General features: G+C 69.9%; 22 protein-coding genes and 1 pseudogene. 11 read left to right on the top strand and 12 right to left on the bottom strand.

What is annotated here, in order from left to right; genetic code table 11:
* Positions 1 to 199: 199 nt before the first annotated feature.
* On the bottom strand, positions 200 to 1,039 hold the full coding sequence (locus tag AC30N0_RS04515) for a transglutaminase-like domain-containing protein (RefSeq protein WP_489516738.1): 840 nt from the start codon (positions 1,037 to 1,039) through the stop codon (positions 200 to 202).
* A 356-nt stretch (positions 1,040 to 1,395) separates the two neighbouring features.
* Here AC30N0_RS04515 and AC30N0_RS04510 point away from each other — a divergent pair, with 356 nt between their 5' ends.
* The 5 genes from AC30N0_RS04510 (at position 1,396) to AC30N0_RS04490 (ending at position 5,367) form a co-directional block, all read left to right on the top strand.
* Positions 1,396 to 1,635 (top strand): hypothetical protein, encoded by a 240-nt coding sequence (locus tag AC30N0_RS04510; protein WP_489516737.1) that lies wholly within the window; start codon positions 1,396 to 1,398, stop codon positions 1,633 to 1,635.
* A 113-nt stretch (positions 1,636 to 1,748) separates the two neighbouring features.
* The gene (locus AC30N0_RS04505; protein WP_489516736.1) at positions 1,749 to 2,351 is read left to right on the top strand and encodes a paraquat-inducible protein A; all 603 of its coding nucleotides are present in this window, start codon (positions 1,749 to 1,751) and stop codon (positions 2,349 to 2,351) included.
* Entirely contained in the window at positions 2,348 to 3,007 is a 660-nt protein-coding gene (locus AC30N0_RS04500; protein ID WP_489516735.1) for a paraquat-inducible protein A, read from the top strand. Before AC30N0_RS04505 ends, AC30N0_RS04500 begins: the two co-directional genes overlap by 4 nt.
* Positions 2,988 to 4,715, top strand: a complete 1,728-nt coding sequence (locus tag AC30N0_RS04495; RefSeq protein ID WP_489516734.1) for a PqiB family protein — start codon at positions 2,988 to 2,990, stop codon at positions 4,713 to 4,715. Before AC30N0_RS04500 ends, AC30N0_RS04495 begins: the two co-directional genes overlap by 20 nt.
* Before the next feature lie 7 nt (positions 4,716 to 4,722).
* Complete coding sequence (locus tag AC30N0_RS04490; RefSeq protein WP_489516733.1) at positions 4,723 to 5,367, top strand: PqiC family protein; 645 nt, start codon at positions 4,723 to 4,725, stop codon at positions 5,365 to 5,367.
* 40 nt (positions 5,368 to 5,407) lie between these two features.
* On the opposite strand, the gene AC30N0_RS04485 is transcribed toward AC30N0_RS04490, so the two are convergent.
* The 6 genes from AC30N0_RS04485 to AC30N0_RS04460 all read right to left on the bottom strand — a co-directional run bounded on the left by AC30N0_RS04485 (position 5,408) and on the right by AC30N0_RS04460 (position 9,345).
* The gene (locus AC30N0_RS04485; RefSeq protein WP_489516732.1) at positions 5,408 to 5,722 is read right to left on the bottom strand and encodes a BON domain-containing protein; all 315 of its coding nucleotides are present in this window, start codon (positions 5,720 to 5,722) and stop codon (positions 5,408 to 5,410) included.
* A gap of 26 nt (positions 5,723 to 5,748) precedes the next feature.
* A complete protein-coding gene (locus tag AC30N0_RS04480) occupies positions 5,749 to 5,928 on the bottom strand; it encodes a DUF1328 family protein (protein ID WP_489516731.1) in 180 nt (59 codons plus the stop codon).
* 266 nt (positions 5,929 to 6,194) lie between these two features.
* On the bottom strand, positions 6,195 to 6,917 hold the full coding sequence (locus AC30N0_RS04475) for a hypothetical protein (RefSeq protein WP_489516730.1): 723 nt from the start codon (positions 6,915 to 6,917) through the stop codon (positions 6,195 to 6,197).
* Positions 6,914 to 7,297, bottom strand: a complete 384-nt coding sequence (locus AC30N0_RS04470; protein ID WP_489516729.1) for a phage holin family protein — start codon at positions 7,295 to 7,297, stop codon at positions 6,914 to 6,916. Before AC30N0_RS04470 ends, AC30N0_RS04475 begins: the two co-directional genes overlap by 4 nt.
* Positions 7,298 to 7,360: 63 nt before the next feature.
* The gene (locus tag AC30N0_RS04465; protein ID WP_489516728.1) at positions 7,361 to 7,753 is read right to left on the bottom strand and encodes a hypothetical protein; all 393 of its coding nucleotides are present in this window, start codon (positions 7,751 to 7,753) and stop codon (positions 7,361 to 7,363) included.
* Positions 7,754 to 7,941: 188 nt separating this feature from the next.
* Complete coding sequence (locus AC30N0_RS04460; RefSeq protein ID WP_489516727.1) at positions 7,942 to 9,345, bottom strand: CHASE3 domain-containing protein; 1,404 nt, start codon at positions 9,343 to 9,345, stop codon at positions 7,942 to 7,944.
* A gap of 55 nt (positions 9,346 to 9,400) precedes the next feature.
* Between AC30N0_RS04460 and AC30N0_RS04455 the strand changes: the two genes are divergently transcribed.
* Positions 9,401 to 10,033: a response regulator transcription factor gene (locus AC30N0_RS04455; protein WP_489516726.1), complete on the top strand. Its 633-nt coding sequence runs from the start codon at positions 9,401 to 9,403 to the stop codon at positions 10,031 to 10,033.
* Between the two features lie 22 nt (positions 10,034 to 10,055).
* On the opposite strand, the gene AC30N0_RS04450 is transcribed toward AC30N0_RS04455, so the two are convergent.
* Positions 10,056 to 10,466, bottom strand: a complete 411-nt coding sequence (locus AC30N0_RS04450; RefSeq protein WP_489516725.1) for a response regulator transcription factor — start codon at positions 10,464 to 10,466, stop codon at positions 10,056 to 10,058.
* Between the two features lie 193 nt (positions 10,467 to 10,659).
* Here AC30N0_RS04450 and AC30N0_RS04445 point away from each other — a divergent pair, with 193 nt between their 5' ends.
* The 3 genes from AC30N0_RS04445 to AC30N0_RS04435 are packed head-to-tail and all read left to right on the top strand — an operon-like array spanning position 10,660 to position 14,859.
* The gene (locus AC30N0_RS04445) at positions 10,660 to 12,150 is read left to right on the top strand and encodes a glycine betaine ABC transporter substrate-binding protein (protein WP_489516724.1); all 1,491 of its coding nucleotides are present in this window, start codon (positions 10,660 to 10,662) and stop codon (positions 12,148 to 12,150) included.
* A gap of 35 nt (positions 12,151 to 12,185) precedes the next feature.
* Positions 12,186 to 13,670 (top strand): DNA recombination protein RmuC, encoded by a 1,485-nt coding sequence (locus AC30N0_RS04440; protein ID WP_489516723.1) that lies wholly within the window; start codon positions 12,186 to 12,188, stop codon positions 13,668 to 13,670.
* Entirely contained in the window at positions 13,663 to 14,859 is a 1,197-nt protein-coding gene (locus tag AC30N0_RS04435) for an MFS transporter (RefSeq protein ID WP_489516722.1), read from the top strand. Before AC30N0_RS04440 ends, AC30N0_RS04435 begins: the two co-directional genes overlap by 8 nt.
* Here AC30N0_RS04435 and AC30N0_RS04430 read toward each other — a convergent pair.
* The 4 genes and pseudogenes from AC30N0_RS04430 to AC30N0_RS04415 form a co-directional block, all read right to left on the bottom strand.
* Positions 14,849 to 15,511 (bottom strand): glutaredoxin family protein, encoded by a 663-nt coding sequence (locus AC30N0_RS04430; RefSeq protein WP_489516721.1) that lies wholly within the window; start codon positions 15,509 to 15,511, stop codon positions 14,849 to 14,851. The two genes, AC30N0_RS04435 and AC30N0_RS04430, sit on opposite strands and share 11 nt — an antisense overlap.
* Before the next feature lie 155 nt (positions 15,512 to 15,666).
* Complete coding sequence (folD, locus tag AC30N0_RS04425) at positions 15,667 to 16,542, bottom strand: bifunctional methylenetetrahydrofolate dehydrogenase/methenyltetrahydrofolate cyclohydrolase FolD (protein ID WP_489516720.1); 876 nt, start codon at positions 16,540 to 16,542, stop codon at positions 15,667 to 15,669.
* Positions 16,539 to 17,162 (bottom strand): response regulator transcription factor, encoded by a 624-nt coding sequence (locus AC30N0_RS04420; protein ID WP_489516719.1) that lies wholly within the window; start codon positions 17,160 to 17,162, stop codon positions 16,539 to 16,541. The genes folD and AC30N0_RS04420 overlap by 4 nt, the downstream gene beginning before the upstream one ends.
* Positions 17,159 to 19,692 (bottom strand): annotated as a pseudogene (locus AC30N0_RS04415) (PAS domain S-box protein). Before AC30N0_RS04415 ends, AC30N0_RS04420 begins: the two are co-directional and overlap by 4 nt.
* Before the next feature lie 155 nt (positions 19,693 to 19,847).
* On the opposite strand from AC30N0_RS04415, the gene aceE reads away from it, so the two are divergent.
* Both aceE and AC30N0_RS04405 read left to right on the top strand, forming a co-directional pair.
* Entirely contained in the window at positions 19,848 to 22,553 is a 2,706-nt protein-coding gene (aceE, locus tag AC30N0_RS04410) for a pyruvate dehydrogenase (acetyl-transferring), homodimeric type (protein ID WP_489516718.1), read from the top strand.
* A gap of 10 nt (positions 22,554 to 22,563) precedes the next feature.
* Positions 22,564 to 22,931 (top strand): biotin/lipoyl-containing protein (locus AC30N0_RS04405; protein ID WP_489516717.1); only part of this gene is annotated, 368 nt, incomplete at its 3' end.

Below are 22,931 nucleotides of genomic sequence, written 5' to 3'. Positions count from 1 at the left end.
GCCTGCTTCAACTCCTCGGCTTCCTGGGCGCTCGTCGGCGCGGCGTCCTGCGCCGCCGGCTCGACCTTGCCGGACTCGGCGAACTCGCGTGCTGCCTTGTCGTAGCGGCGGGCGGCGTTGTAGTCGCCTTCGCCCTGGACTTCGTCCTGGCTGGGTGTCGTGGTCATGTCGATCTCCTGAGGGTGGTGGGTCGCCGCGGTCAGACCGTGGCAGTGATCGGCGTCTCGGCGACCTCGGCGGTCACCACGTCGAAGCGGAGCAGGGTGTTCGGCCCGAAGCACATGGTGATCGGGACGTCGCCGGCGTCACGGCCGCGCGCCATGACGATGCGGCCGATGCGGCGCTTGTTGTGCCGCGCATCGAAGGTGTACCAGCGGTCGCCGAGGAAGACTTCGAACCAGGCGCTGAAATCCATCGGGTCGGGCACCGGCGGGACGCCGATGTCGCCCAGGTAGCCGGTCGTGTAGCGGGCCGGGATGTTCATGCAGCGGCACAGGGTGATCGCCAGGTGCGTGAAGTCCCGGCAGACGCCTTCGCGCTCGCGGTAGGCGTCGAGCGCCGTCCGCGTCGGCCGCGCCGTCTTGTAGTTGAAGCGCAGGTGCCGGTGCACGAAGTCGACGATCGCCTGCACCCGCTCCCAGCCGGGCGGCGTGTGGCCGAAGGTGTTCCAGGCGAAGGGGAGCAGCTCGCTGTCGACCTCGCAGTAGCGGCTCGGCAGCAGGAACTGCAGCGTGGAGAAGGGCAGCTCCGTCGGATCGTGCTGGCGTGCGGCCGGGTTCAGCTCGTCGAGCGAGCCGGAATCGCGGATGACCGCGTCGTTGGTGATGCGGATGGTGCCGGCGCCGCGCGGCACGTTGACCCGGCCGCAGTGATTGCCGAAGCTGTCGATGTACTCCTCGGCCTGCAGGCCACCGCTCAGGAGAAGGGTCTCGGGCGCGAGGAGGTCGTCGCGGCGCGACGGATGGACTCGCAGCAGGTAGATGAGCGCCATGGGGGTCGCCACCGAGAGCTCGATGTCGAACCCGATCCTGATGAGCATGGCCTGCACCTCCCGTCGTCTTGCCGTGCCGGCCGAGGGTCGCACGCGCCTTGACCCGGCACCGTCCGACTGCGCAGACGCCCCCTGTAGGAAATCGCCCCGCGTCCGCGCACTTGGCGCGATGTAGGTTGCGTCCGACGTGCTCGGGCGCACTCGCCCGGCTGCATGCGATCGAGCGAGGCGCTAAGTTCATGCATCGGCAGGGAGCTTCGAATGTCTTCGGTTTCGGATCGCATCGTTCAATTTCTTCGCTGGTTCTTCAACGCCTCGCCGACGGCGGCGATCACGCCCCCGCGCCAGGTTCGCCAGCCGGCCCGCCAACACGCCTACTCGAGCCCGCAGCGCCGGGATCCGCGGTGAACGCACAGCGGGCGGTGGCATGGCAACGCGGGCTCGTGCTCGGGTCGGCGCTCGGCGCGCTCGTCCTTCTCGTCGTCTTCTATTCCGTGGTCAGTGCGGCGGTGGACCGGGCCGCCAGCCGGCGCGCCGAGCTCGACGCCGTCACGAGGCCGCGGGTCGTGGCCGCGCCGCCAAGCCGGGTGAAGGAGGCTGCACCGGCTTTCGGGAAGCAGCTGCTGGCTCGCGCCCCGCGCTGAGCGGCCGCCTCGCGGGCCCTGCACGGCGGCAGAGAGGCCGCCGCCATAATCGCCGCGGGCCGTTTGCCCGCTCGCGCGCCGTGGCGCGCCTTTCTCTGTCCGGATGGTGGCGAATGGGTCGCGTCGAAGACTCCCTGGTGGTCTGCGGGCATTGCGGCAAGGCTCACCGCTGGCAGCTGCTCGGTGCCGGGCAGATCGCCCGCTGCGAGCGCTGCGACGCCATCCTCGGCCGAGGCCATCGTCTCGGCACGAGCGCCGTGCTGGCGCTGACGACAGCCGCCGCGGCCGCCTTCCTCGTCGCGGTGAGCACGCCGCTGCTGACGCTGAGCTTTCGCGGCGGGACGGAGTCGGCGACGCTGCTGGAGACGGTCAGCGGCGCGTGGAGCGCCGGCTACCCGCCGATCGCGATCGCTGCCGCGCTGACGGCCATCCTGGCTCCGGGCGCGCTCATCGCGCTGCGCCTGTACGTCCTCGCGCCGCTGGCCCTCGGGCACAAGCCGCCCGGCTTCGCCGGCTGCGTCCGCCTCCTGCACCAGGCGGCCCGCTGGAGCATGGTCGGGGTGTTCACGATCGGCGTTCTTCTCTCGCTGGTTCGCCTGTCGGCCATGGCCGACGCGTCGCCGGGGACCGGCCTCTACGCGCTCGGTGCCCTGACGGTGCTGCTGGCGGCGATCGAATCGGCAGGCATCAAGCACCTGTGGTGGACGGTCCGATGACCGCCCGCGCCGTCGCCGCCCCGGCCCCGGCCCTGCTGGGCTGCGACAGCTGCGGCCAGGTCTCGCACAACGTGCTCCCGGGCGTCGGATACGGACACAGCGCCGTCCAGAAGTGCTCGCGCTGCGGCCACACCCTGCATGCGGAGAAGCCGTTCGCGGTGCAGCGCACGTGGGCCTGCGTCATCGCCTCGGCCATCCTCTACGTGCCCGCCAACACGCTGCCGGTGATGGTCACGGACAACGCGCTGCTGCACGAGGATCACACCCTCATCGGCGGCATCCACCAGCTCTGGGTCGAAGGCTCGTGGATGCTCGCGATCATCGTCTTCATCGCCAGCATCGCCGTCCCGGTGCTGAAGATCGGCGTCCTCGGGCTGCTGGCATGGACGGTGCGCTACGCCCCCGACTGGCGCCGGCTCGAGCGGGCCCGTCTCTACCGCCTGATCGAGGCGGTCGGTCACTGGTCGATGCTCGACGTCTACGTCGTCGCCGTCCTCGCGGCGACGGTGCGTTTCGGGCCGCTCGCCAACGTCGCCGCCGGGCCCGGGCTGCTCGCCTTCGCGGCCGTCGTCTTCCTGACGCTGGTCGCGACCTGGTCCTTCGACCCCAAGCTGATCTGGCGCGAGCCTACCGGCGATGAGCGACGCACCGCCTGACGCGGCGCCGGAGCCGCCGCGCCGGCCGCCGTCGCCCGAGCTGCCGGCGACGGCGTCGCCTGCCGCCACGGCGGGTTCCTCGACGGACGGCCTCGGTCCCGACGTGGCCCAGCCACGGGTGGTTCGCGCCCGCCGCTGGAGCGTCTCGATGGTGTGGCTGCTGCCCGCGGTCGCGGTCGCCATCGCCGCGTCGATGCTGCTGCGCAGCTTCCTTCTCGTCGGGCCGCGCATCGAGATCGAGTTCGCGACCGCCGAGGGCATCGAGGCCGGCAAGACCGACGTGCGCTACAAGGAAGTGGTGATCGGCAAGGTGACCTCGGTCACGCTGCGCGAGGACCGCAAGAGCATCATCGCCGGCGTTCAGCTCGACCGTGCCGCGAGCAGCTTCGCGGTCGAGGACACCAGCTTCTGGGTCGTCAGGCCGCGCATCGGCGTTGCCGGCATCAGCGGCCTGGGGACGCTGCTCTCGGGCGCGTACATCGGCGTCGACGGCGGCGTTGCCGACAAGCCGCGCAGCCGCTTCGTCGGGCTCGAGGCGCCGCCCTTCGTCCTGCGCGGCGAGCCGGGCCTCAACTTCGTGCTGCGCGCCGACGACCTCGGCTCGCTCGAGGTGGGCTCGCCGGTGTTTCACCGGCGCACGCGCGTCGGCCGCGTCGTCGGCTACGTGCTCGACCCCGACCGGGGCGATCTGTCGGTCAACATCTTCGTCGAGGCGCCCTACCAGAAGCTCGTCGCCCGTGAGACGCGGTTCTGGAACGCCAGCGGCATCGACCTGTCGGTCAACGCGAGCGGCCTCACGCTCAACACGCAGACCGTCGCGTCGATCCTGACCGGGGGCCTCGCGTTCGACCTGCCGCCGGATGTCGTCAAGCCCACGCCGGCTCCGGCCAAGACCACCTTCACGCTGTTCAAGGACCAGCGCTCTGCGCTCGCGCCGCCCGACGGCGTGCCGGTGCCGGTGCGCATGGTGTTCGACCAGTCCATCCGCGGCCTGGCTGAAGGCGCGGCGGTCGACCTGCTCGGCATCGAGATCGGCCGGGTCCGCTCGATCGAGCTGCAGTACGACGGCCAGCGCCGGCGCTTCCCGATCGAGGTCGTGGCCGATATCTACCCCCTGCGACTGGGCGCGGTGCGGACGGCGCTGTTGCGCGACGCCGGCCCGGACGGCGACGCGGCGGTGCTGCAGAAGCTCGTCGGCAACGGGCTGCGCGCGCAGCTGCGCACCGGCAACCTGCTCACCGGCCAGATGTATGTCGCGTTCGACTTCCTTCCCGGCCCGACGCGTCCGGTCGCGACCGCCGGGAACGGGATGCTCACCATGCCGACGGCGCCGGGCACGCTCAGCGAAATCCAGCCGCAGATCGCCGAAATCGTCCAGAAGGTGAGCAAGATCCCGTTCGAGGAGATCGGCCGGGACCTGCGTGCGACCTTGTCGGGGGCCAGCAAGGCCATCGGCCAGCTCACGCCGGAGGCGCAGAAGGCGCTCGCCGATGTACAGCGGACGCTGGCCGCGGCGCAGGGCTCGCTGGAGCGGCTCGACCGCAACGTCACCGACCCGAACGCGCCGGTGCAGCGCAACGTGGAGCAGACGCTGCTCGAGCTGCAACGGACGGCGCGTGCGCTGCGCGTTCTGTCGGAGTACCTGCAGCGGCACCCGGAGTCGCTCCTGCGCGGCAAGCCCGCCGATCCACCCGTGCCGCAACGCTGAGGCCGCCATGCGCATCCAACCGACAAGGTCACGGCACCGCTCGCGGCTGCCCATGCACTCGCTCCTGCTCGCCGCGGCGATGGCGGGCTGCGCCTCGACCCCGGCGACCCGGCTGCACACGCTCATGCCGGCGCCATCGACGCCGCGGGCCACCGCTGCACCCGGTGCCGTGCCGCTGGCCCTCGTTCTCGAGCCGATCCGCGTTCCATCGCAGGTGGATCAGCCGCAATGGCTGGTGCGCCTGCCGGACGACTCCCTAGCGCTCCTGGAGCAGGAGCGGTGGGCCGCGCCCTTGCAGGACGAGCTGCGTCAGGCGGTGCTCGAGGAGCTCGGCGCGCGCTACGCCATGGTGGAGGCGGCTGCCGGCACCGGGTCGTCATGGCGCGTGCGGCTGGACGTGCGCCGGTTCGATTCGGTGCCGGGGCGCCAGGCGCGCATCGAAGGCGCTTGGCTGCTGAGCTCCAGCGACGACGCGCGGCGGCCGGGATCGCGGTGCGAGTGGCGCTTCAGCGAGACGGCGGGCCCGGGGATGCCGGCGCTCGCCGCAGCGCACCGCCGAGCCGTGGTGCGGCTAGCCGGTGCGCTGGGCGAGGGGCTTCAGAGGCTCGGCCGGGGCGAGAGCGCGGCCTGTCCGGCCCACGACTCGCCTTGACCTGAGAAGCGGTCCGCAGGATCTGCGGAACCGCTCCCGCTCAGGGCCGGACGGCGATGTTGTTCTGCACCGACTTCACGCCCTTGGAACTGCGGGCAATGCTCTCGGCAGAAGACTTCTCGGTCGAACTCTTGGCAAAGCCCGACAGCATGACGGTGCCGTTCAGCGTCTCGACCTTGATGGCGCCGGCATCGACCGACTTGTCCTCGACCATCTTCGCCTTGATGGCGGTGGTGATCGCGGCGTCGTCGACGTACGCGCCTACGGTCTCCTGACCGCGAACGACGGCGCAGCCGGAAGTCACGGCGAGCGTGGAGACGACGAAAAGGGAAGCGATGGCGTGGCGAAGTTTCATGGTTTTCTCCAGTGGTAAAAGAAGTTCTACTTTCCCGACGCTGCCTTTGCACCGAGCAGCGCGAAGAGCAGCACGGCGACGAACAGGACCAGGAACACGACGAACAGGATCTTGGCAATGCCGGCAGCGCCGGCGGCAATGCCCGTGAAGCCGAACAGGCCGGCGACGAGCGCGATGACTGCAAAGATGACGGCCCACTTGAGCATCTCGTTCTCCTCTGCGAACGACGAAGCCGGGTGGCAGCGAACGTCGCAACCTGCAGAGGACTCTATTCGCGGCTTCTGGCCGAACCCATCGGAGCGGCGCGTGAGCGCCTGTAGGACGGTGGCGTCGGCGAGCGTCGTCCTGGCCAAAAAAAACGCGCCGAAGCGCGTTTCAAAGACCCCACGGAGGGAGACCGGCCGGGGTCCGCGCGGGCGGTCCGGCAAGGGGTCGTTGGGAGGTAAGCGGTGCTTCGGTTCGAACTGTCGACTCAGGGGAGGGCGGTGGCGCGGGGCGACGTCGCCGTGCTGCGCAGCGGCGCGGCCGCTGTCGTCGTCGACCCTGCCGCCGCGGTGCCTTGCGCACTGTTCGCACGCGGCGGGGCAGCGGTCGGGGTGGCCGGGGTCCGCGCTGGCGCCGAGGGCGCAGACCGGCTGCGGCTCGTCAGGCTCGACACCATGTGCAGCCACGACTCGATCGGCATGTGCTTCAGCGCCTGCGAGGCGATCTGCGGCACGAGGCCGACGAACAGGGCTGGGCGAAGCAGCCAGCGCCACGGCTTGGCCAGCATGAACAATGCGCCGACGCCGGTCGCGGCCAGGAGCAGCGTGCCGGGATTGCGCCTGGCGATCGGCTGGATGAGGGTACGCGATGCCTCGCCTGCGACCAGCCCGGCGGTGCGCAGGGGATGCTGGCGCCACCAGCTGTCGACGCTCTCCATCACGAGCGTGGCGCCCGGAAGCGTCTTCACGCGCAGGAGCAGGCCGTCGAACACGTTGTGCAGCTTCTGACCGGGCGCTGACTGCCGCTTGGGCGGGTGCGCGATGTCCATCATCGTCTGGCGCAGGCGAGCCCGCGATTCGGCCAGCCTGTCCACCGCCGAGGCACGGGCCGGATTCTTGAAGGCATCGCCCGCCGCCCGCGCGACCGAGGCCGGCGTGTCGGACGCCGCGGTGCCAGGTGGGTTTGTCATGTCGGGGGGCAGGGCGCTCATGGGGCGTTCACCTCGCGCAGCATCGTCACGTCGGCATTGAGCTGCTGCCGGACCTTCTCGAAGGCGGCCGCAATCGGCTTGGAGCGGGCGGAGAAGCCGCAGATCGCCGCGACCACGAGCGGCACCAGCGGGATCACGACCAGCGCCCAGCCGGCGTTGTACTGGTCCGTCGGCACGGCGGCCCAGAAGAGCAGGGCCACGCCGATCAGGATCAGGCCGACCAGCCCCATGACCCCGGCGACCGAGTAAAGCACGATGCGCCTGATCCAGGACGCGGAAAGGTCCTTCGCTTCCTCGCCGAGCAAGGCCGCATAGGCCTCGACGTGCTCGCCGATGAGATGCGGTTCCGAGGCGGCAAGGCGCAAGAGCGGATGGATCATGGTCGCTTCCAGGTCAGGCGTGCATCGGGCCCGCCGCGGCGGGCCCGATGAATGCGGTCGATCTCAGTAGTCGCGCGAGCGGCCCATCATGCTGATGATGCCCATGAGCAGGGCGCCGGTCGCGGCGGCAATGAGCATGGCCTTGACCGGCTCGTCCTTGACGTAGGCGACCGTCATGTCGGATGCCTGAACGGCTCTCTCGCGCAGTTGCTGCGACGTGTCGCGAACCGCTTCCATCCCCCGCCGGGCGGCGGCCTCGGCTTGCGAGGAGACCTTGCTGAGAACCGGGGCGACCTGTCCGCGCGCTTCGTCGATCTTGTCGGACATGGTCTCGAAGGCGCTGTCGACGCTGCGCTGCGTCGAGCGAAGGGCGCCTTGCGCCGTGCTGGCCCCCTTGTCGAGTGCTTCCTGGCCGGAGGTGGAAAGGGGGGTGCTGCTGCCGCTGACGGTGTTCATCGCGTTTCCTCTGCAAGTGGGAGTGAAATGGGGCCGCTCGGGAGGCCAGGGCCTGGAACGGTCAACCCGGCAAGTGTCGAGCCGCCGCCGTGGGGCGGCGATAGGTGCCGCACGCGGGCGGCTGTCGGGGCAGGCACCACCCGTCCGTAGGACGGCGCCGACACCGGCACGGGATATGCATGGCGGGCTCAGGCGTTCGCCGTCGCGGGCAGGGGCAGGCTGTCGCGGGTCGGCGCGGCGGGCAAGCGAAGGCCGGGGAGCACCGCCTCGATCAGCGTGCCCTCGCCGGGGACCGACTCGAGGTGCATCGAGCCGCCTTCGGCCTCGACGCGGTATCGCATCCCGATCAGGCCGTGCGACGCCACCCGCGGCGTGGCGACGTCGAAGCCGACGCCGTTGTCGTGGACCGACACCCGCGCGCCGCCCTCCGGCTCCCGGGTGAGGGTGACCGTCACGTCGGTGGCCTTGGCGTACTTCGCGATGTTCGTCAGCGCTTCCTGGACCATGCGGTAGACCGTGAGCTGGGCGGACGGGTCGAGCTCCACGGCCTCCAGCCGGTCGACGACCTCGATTTCGGTGCGCGCGGAGAACTCGCGCAACAGGATCTCGAGGGCCGCGACCAGGCCGAGGTTGCTGAGGGACGAGGGCCGCAGGTCCTCGATGATCCGTCGCTTCAGCGCAATGCCGCCGTTGAGGGTGTCGTTCAGGTGCGCCAAGCGCTCGACGTTCTCCGGCGCGGTGGCGCTGCCGAGCCGCGATTTCAGCCGAGCGACGTCGAGCTTGGCGGCGGTGAGAAGCGCCCCGAGCTCGTCGTGAAGCTCGCGCGCCAGATGGTTGCGCTCGTCCTCGCGAATGGTCTGCAGGTGCTGCGCCAGCTCCCGGAGCTGGGCGGTGCGCGCCAACACCTCCTGCTCGAGACGATCGCGCTCGCCGGCAACGCGCCGGGCTTCGTCCTCCAGTGTGCGGTCGAGGGTGGCGGTCTGGCGCAGGTACATGAAGAGGGCGAGCAGGCTCACCGCGGCCATGGCCGATACGCCAATCCGGTTCAGCATCAGGGTCTGGTAGATGCTCTGCCGCCCGGCCGCCACCTCGACGCCCTCGCGCTGCAGCAGCTCCTCGCCGAGCGCCCGAACCCGGTCCATCTTCTCCTTGCCGATGTCCGAGAGCAGCAGGTCGCGCCAGTTGCTCTCGCCACCGCGGTCGTGCAGCTCGATGGTCGTTTCCATCTCGCTCAGCTTCGCTTCCGTCGCCTGCTCGACCTGGCGCATCAGCTCGGCCGTCTTCGGATCCTTGGCGTAGTAGGGGACCAGCCAGTTGACCGAGTTGCGGACGTCGAGGACACCGCGCCGATACGGCGCCAGGTACTCGGCGCGCTGGGTGAGCAGGTAGCCGCGCTCGCCGGTTTCCGCGTCGAGCAGGCCCTTGAGCAGGGCGTTGAGGTTGTTGCGCGCATTGCCGCGGTGGCCGAGCGAGTCGAGCGAGGTGGTCGCGTCCTGGTACGACGCCTCGCTGATCGCCAGCATGGCCAGCGCCGCCAGCGCTGCCAGCGGGAAGGCGAACAAGTTGCGGCGGAACAGGGAGAGGAGGCCCATGGCTCTAAACTTGCGCCACTTACGACACCGAGCGCCCGTCGAGGCGGGTTCCATCATGATCAGAATCGCCATCATCGACGACCACGCCATCGTTCGGGCCGGGCTGCGCCAGTTTTTTTCCGAGCACGTCGACCTGACCGTGGTGGCGGAAGCGTCGAACGGCCGCGAAGCCGTCGACATCGTCAGGAAGGGCCAGGTCGACGTCCTGGTGATGGACCTGTCGATGCCCGACCAGAGCGGCGTCGATGCGCTGGCGGCGATCAAGGCGCGGGCGCCCGACCTGCCGGTCCTGATCCTCTCGGGCTTTCCGGAGGAACACTACGCGACGACCCTGCTTCGCCAGGGCGCCAGCGGCTACCTGAACAAGGACTGCGACCCGGAAGAGATCGTCAAGGCGATCCGCACCGTCTACCGTGGCCGCAAGTACATCACCGCGGGCGTCGCCGAGCTCCTGGCCGACGGTCTGGGCGGCGGCGGCGACAAGCCGGCTCACGAGCAGCTCTCGGAGCGCGAGTTCCAGGTCTTCCTGCGCCTGGCCAAGGGCGAGACGATCGGGCACATGGCGAACAGCATGTCGTTGAGCGTCAAGACCGTGAGCACCTACCGGACACGGGTCATGGAGAAGATGAAGCTCGAGTCGAACAGCGACCTGACCTACTACGCTCTCAAGAACGGGCTGATCCAGTGACGACGCGGCCGGCGGCGCGAGGTCACGACAAGGGAACGTGTTCGCTCGTGCCAGTGCTGCCGTCGGCGAGACGGCAACAGTAGAGGATGAGCGCGTCGATCTCGTTCGACTTGTCGAAGACCCGATCGGCGCCGAGCTCCAGGCATTTGCGCCGCATGTCCGGCGTGGCGTAGTTGCTGAGGACGACCAGCTTCAGCTTCGACGGCGACGCCGCCGCCGCCTTGAGGACACCGAGCCCGGAGCCGCTCTTCAGGAAGATGTCGACGACCACGAGATCGCAGCGGTTCTCGGCGCCGCGCAGCCAGGCGACGGCGCTGGATTCGTCCTCGGCCGTGCCGATGACGTCGATCGGTGCCATCTCCTCGAGCGCCGCGACGAGGTTCTCCCGGATGACGGGGCTGTCCTCGACGATGAAGGCTTTGAGTTGGCTCATGGCAGGCCCGGGACGCGCTGGGTCAGAGTGGTCAGCCGTGGCACCTGCTGGACCGGCCGGTTCAAGGAATGGAGGCAATGGGAAGGCACGCGCAGTTGGCAGGCAGGACCGCCGAAGTGTCGACCAAAACCCGGGCATGGAGAGCGCGGCAAGCGCTCTTCCCGTCGTCGGAATGTTCCTACACGGAGGCCGGATGTTGGCGCTGGCGCTGGTCCTCGCGGCCGCTGCGCCGGCGCATGCGTCGGACGCCGCCACGGATCTGGTCGTCGGCTCGAAGCGCTTCACCGAGTCGTACATCCTCGGCGAGATCCTCACTCAGACGCTGGTCGCTTCGGGCGCGCCCGCCGTGCACAAGGCAGGCCTCGGCAACACCGGGATCCTGGAGCAGGCCCTGGCCAGCGGCGCGGTCGACCTGTATCCCGAGTACACCGGGACGATCGTGCGCGAGCTGCTGAAGCGTGAAGGCAACCCGTCGCTCGAGGAACTGAACCGCTGGCTCGCGCCACGTGGACTCAAGGCCGCCGTGCCTTTCGGGTTCAACAACACCTACGCCTTGGCGATGACCGAGACGCGGGCCGCGGCGCTCGGCGTGCGCAGCATCTCCGACCTGTTCCGGCCCGGTGCGGCGAGCCTTCGCTTCGGCCTGTCGCACGAGTTCCTCGGGCGCGCCGACGGCTGGCCCGCGCTCGGCCGTGCCTATGCTGCCGCCGCCGCGGCGCCGATCGGCCTCGACCACGGGCTGGCCTACGAGGCGGTCGTCAGCGGCAAGGTCGACGTGATCGATGTCTATTCGACCGACGCTAAGCTCGGCCGGCTCGGCCTGCGCGTGCTCGAGGACGACCGCGGGTTCTTCCCGAAGTACGACGCCGTGGTGCTGATGCGAAGCCGGGTCGACGCGGCACCGCTCGCGCCGCTCGCCGGCAGCATCGACGCAACGGCCATGATCGCCATGAACGGCGAGGTCGAGCTCGACGGCGCCGGCTTCGCCGAGGTGGCGCGTCGGTTCCTGGCCGGGCCGGCAGCAACCGGGGCGAGCGCGCCAGGTCAGCGCGCCGGGCTGCTGCAGCGGGTCTTCGCGCCGGACTTCGGCCGCCTGGCGACGCAGCACCTGCTCCTCGTCTTCGGCTCGCTCGTCCTCGCCGTCGCCGTCGGCGTGCCGGTCGGCATCGCCGCCTGGCGATGGCCGCGGCTCGCGGCGGCGCTGCTCGGTATCGTCGCCGTGCTGCAGACCATCCCGTCCCTGGCGCTGCTCGCCTTTCTCATCGCCGTGCTCGGCAGCATCGGCGTCGTCCCGGCGGTGATCGCGCTGTTCCTCTATGCGTTGCTGCCGATCGTGCGCAACACGCATGCCGGACTGCAGGGGGTCTCGGGGGGCATGGCACAGGCGGCGCTGTCGCTCGGCTTGACCCGGGCCCAGGCGCTGGCCCATGTGCAGCTGCCGCTGGCGGCACCGATGGTGCTCGCCGGCGTCAAGACCGCGGCCGTGATCAACGTGGGCACCGCGACCATGGCGGCCTTCATCGGCGCCGGCGGCTTCGGCGAGCGCATCGTCGCCGGGCTGGCCGTCAACGACAGCGCCGTCATGCTCGCAGGTGCCTTGCCCGCAGCGGCGCTGGCCCTGCTCGTGCAGGTCGCCTTCGACCTGGCCGAGCGCCGCGCCGGTCGCGGCCGCGATGCGGGCTGAGGGCTGAGGGCTGAGGGCCGCTGCGACAATCGGGAATGCCCATCGACTGGCTCACGCCCGGCCTGCTTGCCCTCCTCGTCGCGATCACCCTCTGGATCGCTTTCCGACGCGACGATGCCGGCGCGGCGACGCTCCGCGAGTCGCTTGCGAACAGCGTCCGCAGCGAAGTCCAGCACCTCGAACGCGAGGTCCGCGAGGAGGTGTCGCGCAGTGCCATGACGACCCGGCAGGAGCTGGTGCAGGCGATCGGCCTGTTCCAGCAGACCCTGCTCGCCCAGCAAGGCGACGTGGCGCGAACGCAGAACGAGCAGATCGACGGCTTTCGCCTGCAGCTCGCGACCACGCAGCAGCAGCTCGCCGACACCTTGCGCCAGCACACCCTGGCCCAGGCCGCCGACTCGCTGCAGTCGCGCGAGACCCTCGACCGCACGCTCGGCAGCGTCGCCGAGCGGCAGTCGGGCGCGCTCAAGCTGCTCTCCGACACCCTCAACGACCAGCTCCGCGCCTTGAGCCGGGCCAACGACGAGCGCATGGCCGAGGTGCGCGCCGCGGTCGAGCAGAAGCTTGGCGCGATCCAGCTCGACAACGAGAGGAAGCTCGAGCAGATCCGCGCCACCGTCGACGAGAAGCTGCACGCCACGCTCGAGCAGCGCCTGGGCGACAGCTTTCGCCAGGTCGCCGAGCGGCTCGAGCAGGTGCATCGCGGCATCGGGGAGATGCAGAAGCTGGCCAGCGACGTCGGCTCGCTGAGCCGCGTCCTGAACAACGTCAAGACGCGCGGCATCCTCGGCGAGGTGCAGCTCGCCGGGCTGCTCGAGCAGGTCTTCACCCTCGATCAGTACGCGACCAACGTCGAGACGCTGCCCGGCAGCGGCGCCCGCGTCGAGTACGCGGTCAAGCTGCCCGGCCGGCGCGACGACCGGCTGCCGCTCTGGCTGCCGATCGACTGCAAGTTCCCGCGCGAGGACTACGAGCGCCTGGTCGAGTCGCAGGCCGAGGCCGACACGTCCGGCATGGAAGCGGCGGCCGGCAACATCGTGAAGAGCCTGCGCCGCGAGGCCAGGGCGATCCGCGAGAAGTACGTCGGTCCGCCGCACACGACCGACTTCGCGATCATGTTCCTGCCCACCGAAGGCCTCTATGCCGAGGCGCTGCGCCGGCCCGGGCTGGTCGAGGCCCTGCAGCGCGAGCACAAGGTCATGCTAACCGGGCCGACGACGCTGCTGGCGACGTTGACCAGCCTGCAGATGGGCTTTCGCACCCTGGCGCTCGAAAAGCGCTCCTCCGAGGTGTGGGAGACGCTCGGCACCGTCAAGACCGAGTTCGGCAAGTTCGGGGTGGCGCTGGCACACACGCGGAAGAAGCTGCAGGAGGCGAGCAACACGATCGACGAGGCGGAAAGGCGCAGTCGCGTGATGGAACGCAGTCTGCGCAAGGTCGAGGCCTTGCCCGAGCACGTCGGCCAGGGCGTGCTGCCGGGCGTTCTCGAGGGCGACGACGAGCTGCCTGCGGATGCCTGACAGGCCGGGCACGCTCGGCAAGGCGCTGCTCGCGCTGATCGGCGGCCAGGTCGCGCTGCACTCGTGCATGGCCGGCGTGCGCATGGCGGCGCCGCTCGCCGCCTTGCGCGAAGGCGATTCGGCGTGGGCGGTCGGCGTCCTCCTCGGCTTGTTCGCGGCGGCGCCGATCGCGCTCGCCCTGGCGACCGGCCGCCTCGCCGACCGCTACGGCTACCACCGGCCGTTGCGAGTCGCCGTCGCCCTGACGCTGCTCGGCGGCCTCTGTGCCGTCGCCGGCACGCTTGTTCCGGGCGGCCAGTTCGTCGCCCTCTGCCTCGCCGCAGTGTTCACCGGCGCCGGCGCCAACACCGGGATGATCGTGATCCAGCGCTCCGCCGGCCGGATGGCGCACGACCCGACCGAGCTGAAGCGCGTCTTTTCCTGGCTCGGCATCGCGCCGGCGCTGGCCAACGTCGTCGGTCCGGTGCTTGCCGGCGCCCTGATCGACACCGGTGGCTTTCGCCTCGCCTTCATTGCGCTCGCCGCCTTGCCCTTGACGAGCCTGGTCTGGGCCCGGTGGGTGCCGGTGGAAGCGCCCGCGCCGCCGGCAGCGCGCGGCAAGCGGCCGAGCTCGTGGAACCTGCTGCGCACGCCCGGATTCACGCGGCTGCTTCTCGTCAACTGGCTGCTCTCGTCGAGCTGGGACGTGCACTCGTTCCTGGTCCCCATCCTCGGCCACGAGCGCGGTTTCAGCGCCTCGTCGATCGGCCTCGTGCTCGGTGTCTTCGCGCTCGCCGTCACCGCGGTCCGCGTCGCCATTCCCTTCCTCGCCCACCGCCTGCGCGAGTCGCGCGTCCTGGTCGGCGCGATGCTGCTGTGCGGCGTCGTCTTCGCGATCTACCCGTTCGTGCTGTCGGCCTGGGCGATGGGGGTCTGCGCCGTCTTCCTCGGCCTGGCGCTCGGCTCGGTCCAGCCGATGATCATGACGACGCTGCACCAGATCACCCCGGCAGCGCGGCACGGCGAGGCGATCGCGCTGCGCTCGGTGGCGATCAACCTGTCGAGCGCGGTGATGCCGCTCGCGTTCGGGCTGTTCGGCGCCGCGATGGGCGTGTCGCTGCTGTTCTGGACGATGGGGGCGGCGGTCGCCAGCGGCAGCGTCGCGGCGCTGAAGATCGGCCGCCAGGCGGCCGCAGGGCTCAGAACTTGATGCCGGCGGTGCCCGCGGTGGTGGCGGGGCTGGTGCCGGCCGCCGGGGCCGCAGCCCGCGCCGCAGCCGGCGCGGCGCGCTGCGCCGGCTCCCGGCGCTCGACCAGTGGCGTCGCCGGCCGGTACTGATAGGAGCTCGGCAGGCGCGAGTCGCGCGGGTAGCCGGCGGCGTCCAGGTAGGAGTGCCAGACCTCGACGGCCAGGCCGCGCAGGATCTGCGACCCGATCGTCAGCGTCGGAGCCTCGCGCGCGCCGGAGAGCTTCTCGAGGGCTTCGCTGTCCTCGGGGCTGATCACCTGGCGTTCGCCGAACGGAATGCCGCGCTGGCGCAGCAGCTGGCGCGCCGACGTGCACGGCTCGCAGGCCCCCGTGATCGTGTACAGCATGACCGGGTACTTCGCCGTGGTCTGGCGCAGCTCGAAGGGCAGCTCGGGCTCGGCCGCCTGCACCGGCACGCGGGCGCCGAGCGAGACCACCTTGCCATCGGCCTGGGCCGGCTCCCGATCGGTGTACGTCACCTTGCCGTCGGCGCCGGTGACCTTGAACTGGGCTTGGCCGTCGGCCGCGAAGCCGAGGCCGAAGGCGAGCGCGAACGCGACGGGCAGGACGCGCAGGGTAGAAGCGGGGCGGGCAGGGGGGTCGCGCGAAGTCATGTCAAGCCGGCGCAGGAGGGGAAGCGCCGAATCTAACCCACAGGACGGCGCTCGTTCAACTGCGGGCCGCGGCGAGCCGGTGTGCAGAGGCCACAAGTTCACATATGCATGCGCTTCGCCGACCCGCGGCGTCGGCCGGGGCTCGGGCGCCCCTACTAGCGAGCGGGCGTGCCGGCGGCGTGCGCGGTGCGCGCCGCGGCGTCGACGGTGTTGGCGAGCAGCATGGCGATGGTCATCGGCCCGACGCCGCCCGGCACCGGCGTGATCGCGCCGGCGACTTCGGCGACGGCCGCGAAGTCGACGTCGCCGCAGAGCTTGCCGGCATCGTCGCGGTTCATGCCGACGTCGATCACCACCGCGCCGGGCTTGACCATGTCGCGCGTGACCGTGCCGCGCCGGCCGACGGCGGCGACGACGACGTCGGCCTGCCGCACGTGCGCGGCGAGTCCGACCGTGCGGCTGTGGCAGACGGTGACCGTGGCATCGGCCTGCAGGAGCATCAGCGCCATCGGCTTGCCGACCGTGTTGCTGCGGCCGATGACGACGGCGTGCTTGCCGCGCAGGTCGATGCCCGTGCTCTCGATCAGCTTCATGCAGCCCCAGGGCGTGCACGGCCTGAAACCGGACAACCCGGCGACCAGGCGACCGGCGCTCTCGACCGAGTAGCCGTCGACGTCCTTGGCGGTCGAGATCGCCTCGATCACCCGTTGCGGCGAGACATGGCCCGGCAGCGGAAGCTGGACCAGGATGCCGTGCACCGACGGGTCGGCGTTGAGCGTCTCGATCCGGGCCAGCAGCCCGCTCTCGGACAAGCTGGCGTCGTGCCGGTCGACGACCGAGCGGATGCCAGCTTCGGCGCAGGCCTTGATCTTGTTGCGCACGTACACGGCGCTGGCCGGGTCGTCGCCGACGAGGATGACGGCGAGCGTGGGCGGGTGGCCGGTTCCGGCCAGCTCGGCGGCCCGGGCTTTCAGGTCGTCGCGGATGCGGCGGGCGATGCCGGCGCCGTCGATCAGGCGCGCCGCGGTCAAGCCTTCGAGGGCGCGCCCAGCGCGATCTTGAGGAGGTCGGCGACGGTGTTGGCGTTCAGCTTCTCCATGATGTTGGCGCGGTGCGCCTCCACCGTCTTGATGCTGATGCCCAGGTCGTCGGCGATCTGCTTGTTGAGCCGGCCGGCGACGATGCGCTCGAGCACCTGCGCCTCGCGCGTGGTCAGGCGCGAAAGCAGGGCGTCGCGGCTGGCCGCTTCCTGGTGCTTGGAGAAATCGATGCGGGCCCGCTCGAGCATCTTCTCGACCAGCGAGACGAGCTCCGCTTCCTTGAACGGCTTCTCGATGAAGTCCTCGGCGCCCTTCTTCATCGTCGTCACCGCCATCGGCACGTCGCCATGGCCGGTGATGAAGGTCACCGGCAGCGGCGAGCGGCGCTCGAGCAGGCGGTCCTGCAGCTCGAGCCCGCTCATGCCTTCCATGCGGATGTCGGCGATCAGGCAGGCGACCTCGCGCGGGTCGAAGCGGGTCAGGAAAGACTCGGCCGAGTCGAAGCACTTGACCCGGTAGTCCTTGCCTTCGAGCAGCCATTGCAGCGAGTCGCGCACGGCTTCGTCGTCGTCGACGACGTAGACGGTGCCCTTCTTCGGGATAAGGCTCATGCAGTGGCGGCCGCGCGGGCCGGAAGAGGAGAGGGCTGGACCGGCAGGGTGAAGGTGAACCTGCAGCCGATGGGCGTGTCCCCATTGTAGAGGTTGACCGCCTTGATCCTGCCGCGGTGGCTCTCGATGATCGAGCGGCACAGGCTCAGGCCGATGCCGAGCCCGTCGACCTTGGTCGAGAAGAAGGCCTCGTACATCCTGGCGATGACTTCGTCCTTCAGGCCCGGGCCCTTGTCGGTGACGGTGAACTCGATGACCTCGCCTTCCTCCTCGGTGTGCTTGGGCACCACGCGCAGCTCGATGCGCCGGCGGGCGGTGGCAGGTGCGCGTTGTCGATGGCCTCGGCCGCGTTCTTCAGCAGGTTGAGGACGACCTGCTCGATCAGGATCGGATCGACGAGCAGCGGCGGCAGGCGCTGCGCCACGTAGGTCTGGATGGCGACGTTGCGCCGGCGCAGCTCGATGCCGGCGAGGTCGACCGCGTCGTCGACGATGGCCTGCGCCGAGGCCTTCTGCCGCTGCGGCTCGCTCCGCTTCACGAAGGAGCGGATGCGGTGGATGATCTGCCCGGCTCGCTCGGCCTGGCGCGAGGTCTTCTTCAGCGCGGCGATCAGGTCGGCCTTGTCGATGGCGTCGTTCTCCACCCGCGTGACCATGCCGTTGCAGTAGTTGCTGATGGCGGTGAGCGGCTGGTTGAGCTCGTGCGCGACCGACGATGCCATCTCGCCCATGGTGACCAGGCGGCTCGTCACCTGAGCCTTCTCGGCCTGGCTGGCGGCGACGGCCTCGGCGCTGCGCCGCTCGGTGATGTCGGTAGCGATCAGCATCTGCGCCAGGCGGCCGTCGGTCCACTGCAGGTAGCGGGCGCGGACGTCGAACCACTTGGCCAGCGAGTCGATGAACACCTCGCGCGAATCGGAGCCGGCGCCGGTGAGCTCCTGCGTCGGAAGGCCGCCGAGGGCGTCGACCGCCTCGTCGGCGTCGCCCAGGATGGCCATCGACGACTCGCCGCCCGAGAGCAGCGAGTGGCCCTTGGAGTCGGCGCCGAACCAGAGCCGGTACGAGCGGTTGGCGAACAGCAGCTCGCCCTGTTGCACCGACAGCACCGAGACGGCGGTGTCCAGCCCTTCGAGCACGGTCGTGAAGCGCTCGTGCGAGGCGGTCAGCTGGTCGCGGATGCGCTTCGCTTCGGTGATGTTCGTCATCGACGTCATCCAGCCGGTCTGCTGGCCCTTGGGGTCGATGAGCGGCGAAACGTACATGCGCGCGTCGAACACCGTTCCGTCCTTGCGCATCACCTTGACCTCGATGCCGCCGGCTGGGCTCTTGCCTTGCAGCTCCTGCTCGAGCAGTCGCGCGTTCTCCTCGCGGCGGTCGAGCGGCCAGTAAGGGAACGGCGGCCGCTGCCCGATCAGGTCGGCTTCGGCGAAGCCGGTCATCGCGCAGAAGGCCGGGTTGACGTAGCTGATGCGCCCCTCCATGTCCATCGCCCGCATGCCCGTCAGCATCGAGTTCTCCATGGCGCGGCGGAAGTTGGTCTCGGAGACCAGGGCGGCCTGCATCTGCAGGCGGCGTCGCATGTGGCGCCAGGTGCCGAGGAGCATCCAGACGGTGAGCGCCGACAGGATCATCACCATCCAGAACAGCGTGTTGCCGATCAGCCCGATCGACGTGCGGTAGCCCTGGCCGCGCAGGACCAGGCCGTTTTCCGCCGGGGCGAGCGGCAGCTCGTGAACGATCGACGGCTTCGTCGCCGGCTTGCCGGGCAGCGTCATCACCGTGCTGGCCAGCACATGGTTCTCGGCGTCGAGCACCGTGATCGCATGGCGCCGCGAGATCTCGGTCGGGACGAAATAGCGGACCAGGCGCTCGATCGAGTACTCGGCGATCAGCGCGCCCTGGAACGCGCCGCGTTCGATCAGCGGGATCTGGGCCTGGAACACGGGGTTGCCGAAGCTGTCGGCGAACGGCCGCGAGTACACGGTTCGCTGCAATTCCCTGGCCCGCTTGAAGGCTTCGTCTGGCGCGGAGCCGGAGTTCTCCACCGGCAGCGAAGCGGGCGTCTCGACGCCGCTGATGCCGGTCTCCGGCGGGAAGGTGGTTCCGGAGTAGCTGGCGATGCGCGTGCGCGCCGCCCCGACCCAGACCAGGTTGCTGATCTCCGGATGGTCGCGGGTGAACACGGACGCCTGCAGCAGGAAGGCCTCGCGGTTGAGGGTGCGCGTCACGAGCTCGCGAGCCATGCGTGCGAGCTGCTCGTGGTTTTCGATCAGGCGCAGGCGAAGCTGCTGCTGGGAGACTTCGGCGTCGCGCCGGACGGCCTCCTGCTCACGCTCGAACTCCTCGTTGCGCAGGTACCAGAAGGCGGAAACGATGGCGGCGAGGAAAAGCAGCACCGAAGCCAGCGGTCCGAGCGTCGCGTACCGGTCCTGGCGTGCCGCGGACTGGCGCCTCCACCAGCGGCCGAAGAGCCGCTCCGCCCACGTGCGGGCCGGGGGCGGCCGGAGTTGCGCCAAGGCGCCACGTTGCATGCTGCGATTATCGGGGCACCGCTCGAATCGTCCGATCCGACGGCGTCCTCGGCCATTTGCTTCCCATCATGTGAAACTGCATCGCGCTATTCGAAAACGTGTAGCGTTGTGCGACACTTCGATCCAATCGAGAACGACCTGATTCGGAGACACGGATGTCAGCCCTCCCCCAGACCAGCTTCGGCGCCGCCGCCGCCGACCTCGACCCGGCGGAGACGCGGGAGTGGCTCGATGCCCTGTCCGCCGTCATCGCCTCTGAAGGCGGCGAGCGGGCGCACTTCCTCCTCGAGCAGCTCATCGACGAGGCCCGCCAGGCCGGCATCGACCTGCCGTTCTCCGCCAACACCGCCTACGTCAACACGATTCCCACCGACCAGGAGGAGCGCTCCCCCGGCAACATCGAGATCGAGGAGCGCCTGCGCGCCTACATGCGCTGGAACGCCATGGCGATGGTGGTGAAGGCGAACCGCCTGCACCCGGCCGACGGCGGCGATCTCGGCGGCCACATCTCGAGCTTCGCCTCGCTGGCGACGATGTTCGGCACCGGCTTCAACCACTTCTGGCACGCCGAGACGCCCGAGCACGGCGGCGACCTCCTCTACATCCAGGGCCATTCCTCGCCCGGCGTGTACGCGCGGGCTTTCCTGGAGGGCCGCCTCAGCGAGGAGCAGCTTCTCAACTTCCGCCAGGAGGTCGACGGCAAGGGCATCTCGAGCTACCCGCACCCGAAGCTCATGCCCGAGTTCTGGCAGTTCCCGACCGTCTCGATGGGCCTCGGCCCGCTGATGGCGATCTACCAGGCGCGCTTCTTGAAGTACCTGCACGCGCGCGGCATCGCCGATACGAGCAAGCGCAAGGTCTGGGTCTTCTGCGGCGACGGCGAGATGGACGAGCCCGAGTCGCTCGGCGCCAACGGGCTGGCCGCGCGCGAGAAGCTCGACAACCTGATCTTCATCGTCAACTGCAACCTGCAGCGGCTCGACGGGCCGGTGCGCGGCAACGGCAAGATCATCCAGGAGCTGGAGAGCGAGTTCCGCGGCTCGGGCTGGAACGTGATCAAGCTGATCTGGGGCAGCTACTGGGATCCGCTCCTCGCCCGCGACCGCGACGGCACCGTGCGCAAGGTGATGATGGACACCGTCGACGGCGACTACCAGGCAATGAAGGCCAACGACGGCGCGTTCGTTCGCAAGCACTTCTTCGGCCAGGATCCGAAGCTGCTCGAGATGGTCGCCAAGATGACCGACGAGGACGTCTGGCGCCTGAACCGCGGCGGCCACGACCCGCAGAAGGTGTACGCCGCCTTCCATCGCGCCGCGCACCACGCGGGCCAGCCGACGGTGCTCCTGGTGAAGACGGTCAAGGGCTTCGGGATGGGCAAGAGCGGCGAGGGCAAGAACACCGCGCACCAGACCAAGAAGCTGATCGACGAGGACGTAACCGCGTTCCGCGACCGCTGGAACATTCCCCTTCCCGACGACAAGCTCGGCGACATTCCCTTCTACAAGCCGGCCGACGACACGCCGGAGATGAAGTACCTGCACGAGCGGCGCAAGGCGCTCGGGGGCTACCTGCCGAAGCGGCGGACAAAGGCCGACGAGGAGCTTGCCGTGCCGCCGATCGACACCTTTAAGGCCGTCCTCGAGCCGACCGCCGAGGGCCGCGAGATCTCGACGACGCAGGCCTTCGTGCGCTTCCTGACCCAGCTCCTGCGCGACAAGGCGCTCGGGCCGCGAGCGGTGCCGATCCTCGTCGACGAGGCGCGCACCTTCGGCATGGAGGGCCTGTTCCGGCAGATCGGCATCTACAACCCCGAGGGCCAGAAGTACACGCCGGTCGACCGCGACCAGGTCATGTACTACCGCGAGGACAAGGCCGGCCAGGTGCTGCAGGAAGGGATCAACGAGCCGGGCGGCATGAGCAGCTGGATCGCGGCGGCGACGTCGTACTCGACGAACAACCGCGTCATGGTGCCGTTCTACGTGTACTACTCGATGTTCGGCTTCCAGCGCGTGGGCGATCTGGCCTGGGCCGCCGGCGACATGCAGGCGCGCGGCTTCCTGCTCGGCGGCACCTCGGGCCGGACGACGCTCAACGGCGAGGGCCTGCAGCACGAGGACGGGCACAGCCACATCCTGGCCCAGACGATCCCGAACTGCATCTCCTACGACCCCACGTTCGCGCACGAGGTCGGCGTGATCCTGCACCACGGGCTGGTCCGCATGGTCGAGAAGCAGGACAACGTCTTCTTCTACCTGACCCTGCTGAACGAGAACTACCCGCAGCCCGGGCTTCGGCCGGGGACCGAGGAAGAGATCATCAAGGGCATGTACCTGCTGCAGGAGGGCGCGAGGAAGGCACCGCGCGTGAACCTGCTCGGCAGCGGCACCATCCTGCGCGAGAGCATCGCCGCGCGCGACCTGCTCGACAGCGAGTGGGGCATCGCCGCCAACGTCTGGAGCTGCCCGAGCTTCAACCAGCTGGCCCGCGACGGGCAGGCCGTGGAGCGCTGGAACCTGCTCCATCCGACCGAGCGGCCGCGCGTGTCCTTCGTCGCGCAGCAGCTCGAGAAGTACGCCGGGCCGGTGATCGCGTCGACCGACTACATGAAGAACTTCGCCGAGCAGATCCGCGGTCACCTGCCGCCGGGCCGTGCCTACAAGGTGCTCGGCACCGACGGCTTCGGGCGCAGCGATTTCCGCTTCAAGCTGCGCGAGCATTTCGAGGTCAACCGTCACTACATCGTCGTCGCCGCACTGAAGGCGCTGGCCGAGGAGGGCAGCGTGCCGGCGGCCAAGGTGGCCGAAGCCATCAAGCGCTACGGCATCGACACCGAGAAGATCAACCCGCTCGACGCCTGAGGACGGCAGCATGGCAGCTCTGGAAGTAAGGGTCCCGGACATCGGCGAATTCGAGTCGGTGGAAGTGATCGAGGTGCTCGTGAAGGCGGGCGACCGCATCGCCGCCGAGCAGTCGCTGGTGACGGTCGAGAGCGACAAGGCCTCGATGGAGATTCCTTCGTCGGCGGCGGGTGTCGTCAAGGAGATGAAGGTCGGCATCGGCGACAAGATCAGCGAGGGCACGTTGCTGCTCGTCCTGGAAGGCGAAGCGGCTCCGGCGCCTGCGGCCGCCTGGGCGGCCGTGGCCGCGCCGGCCGCGCCGGCACCAGCCGCCATCGCGTCCGCCCCTCCGGCCGTCGCCGCACCTCCGGGGGCGCCTGCGCCTGCGGCGGCGCAGGC

This window comes from Rhizobacter sp. (assembly GCF_031412495.1).
GTDB lineage: Bacteria > Pseudomonadota > Gammaproteobacteria > Burkholderiales > Burkholderiaceae_C > Schlegelella_A.
Note: the sequence above shows the minus strand (reverse complement) of the source record. Positions and strands in the feature narration are given on the sequence as shown.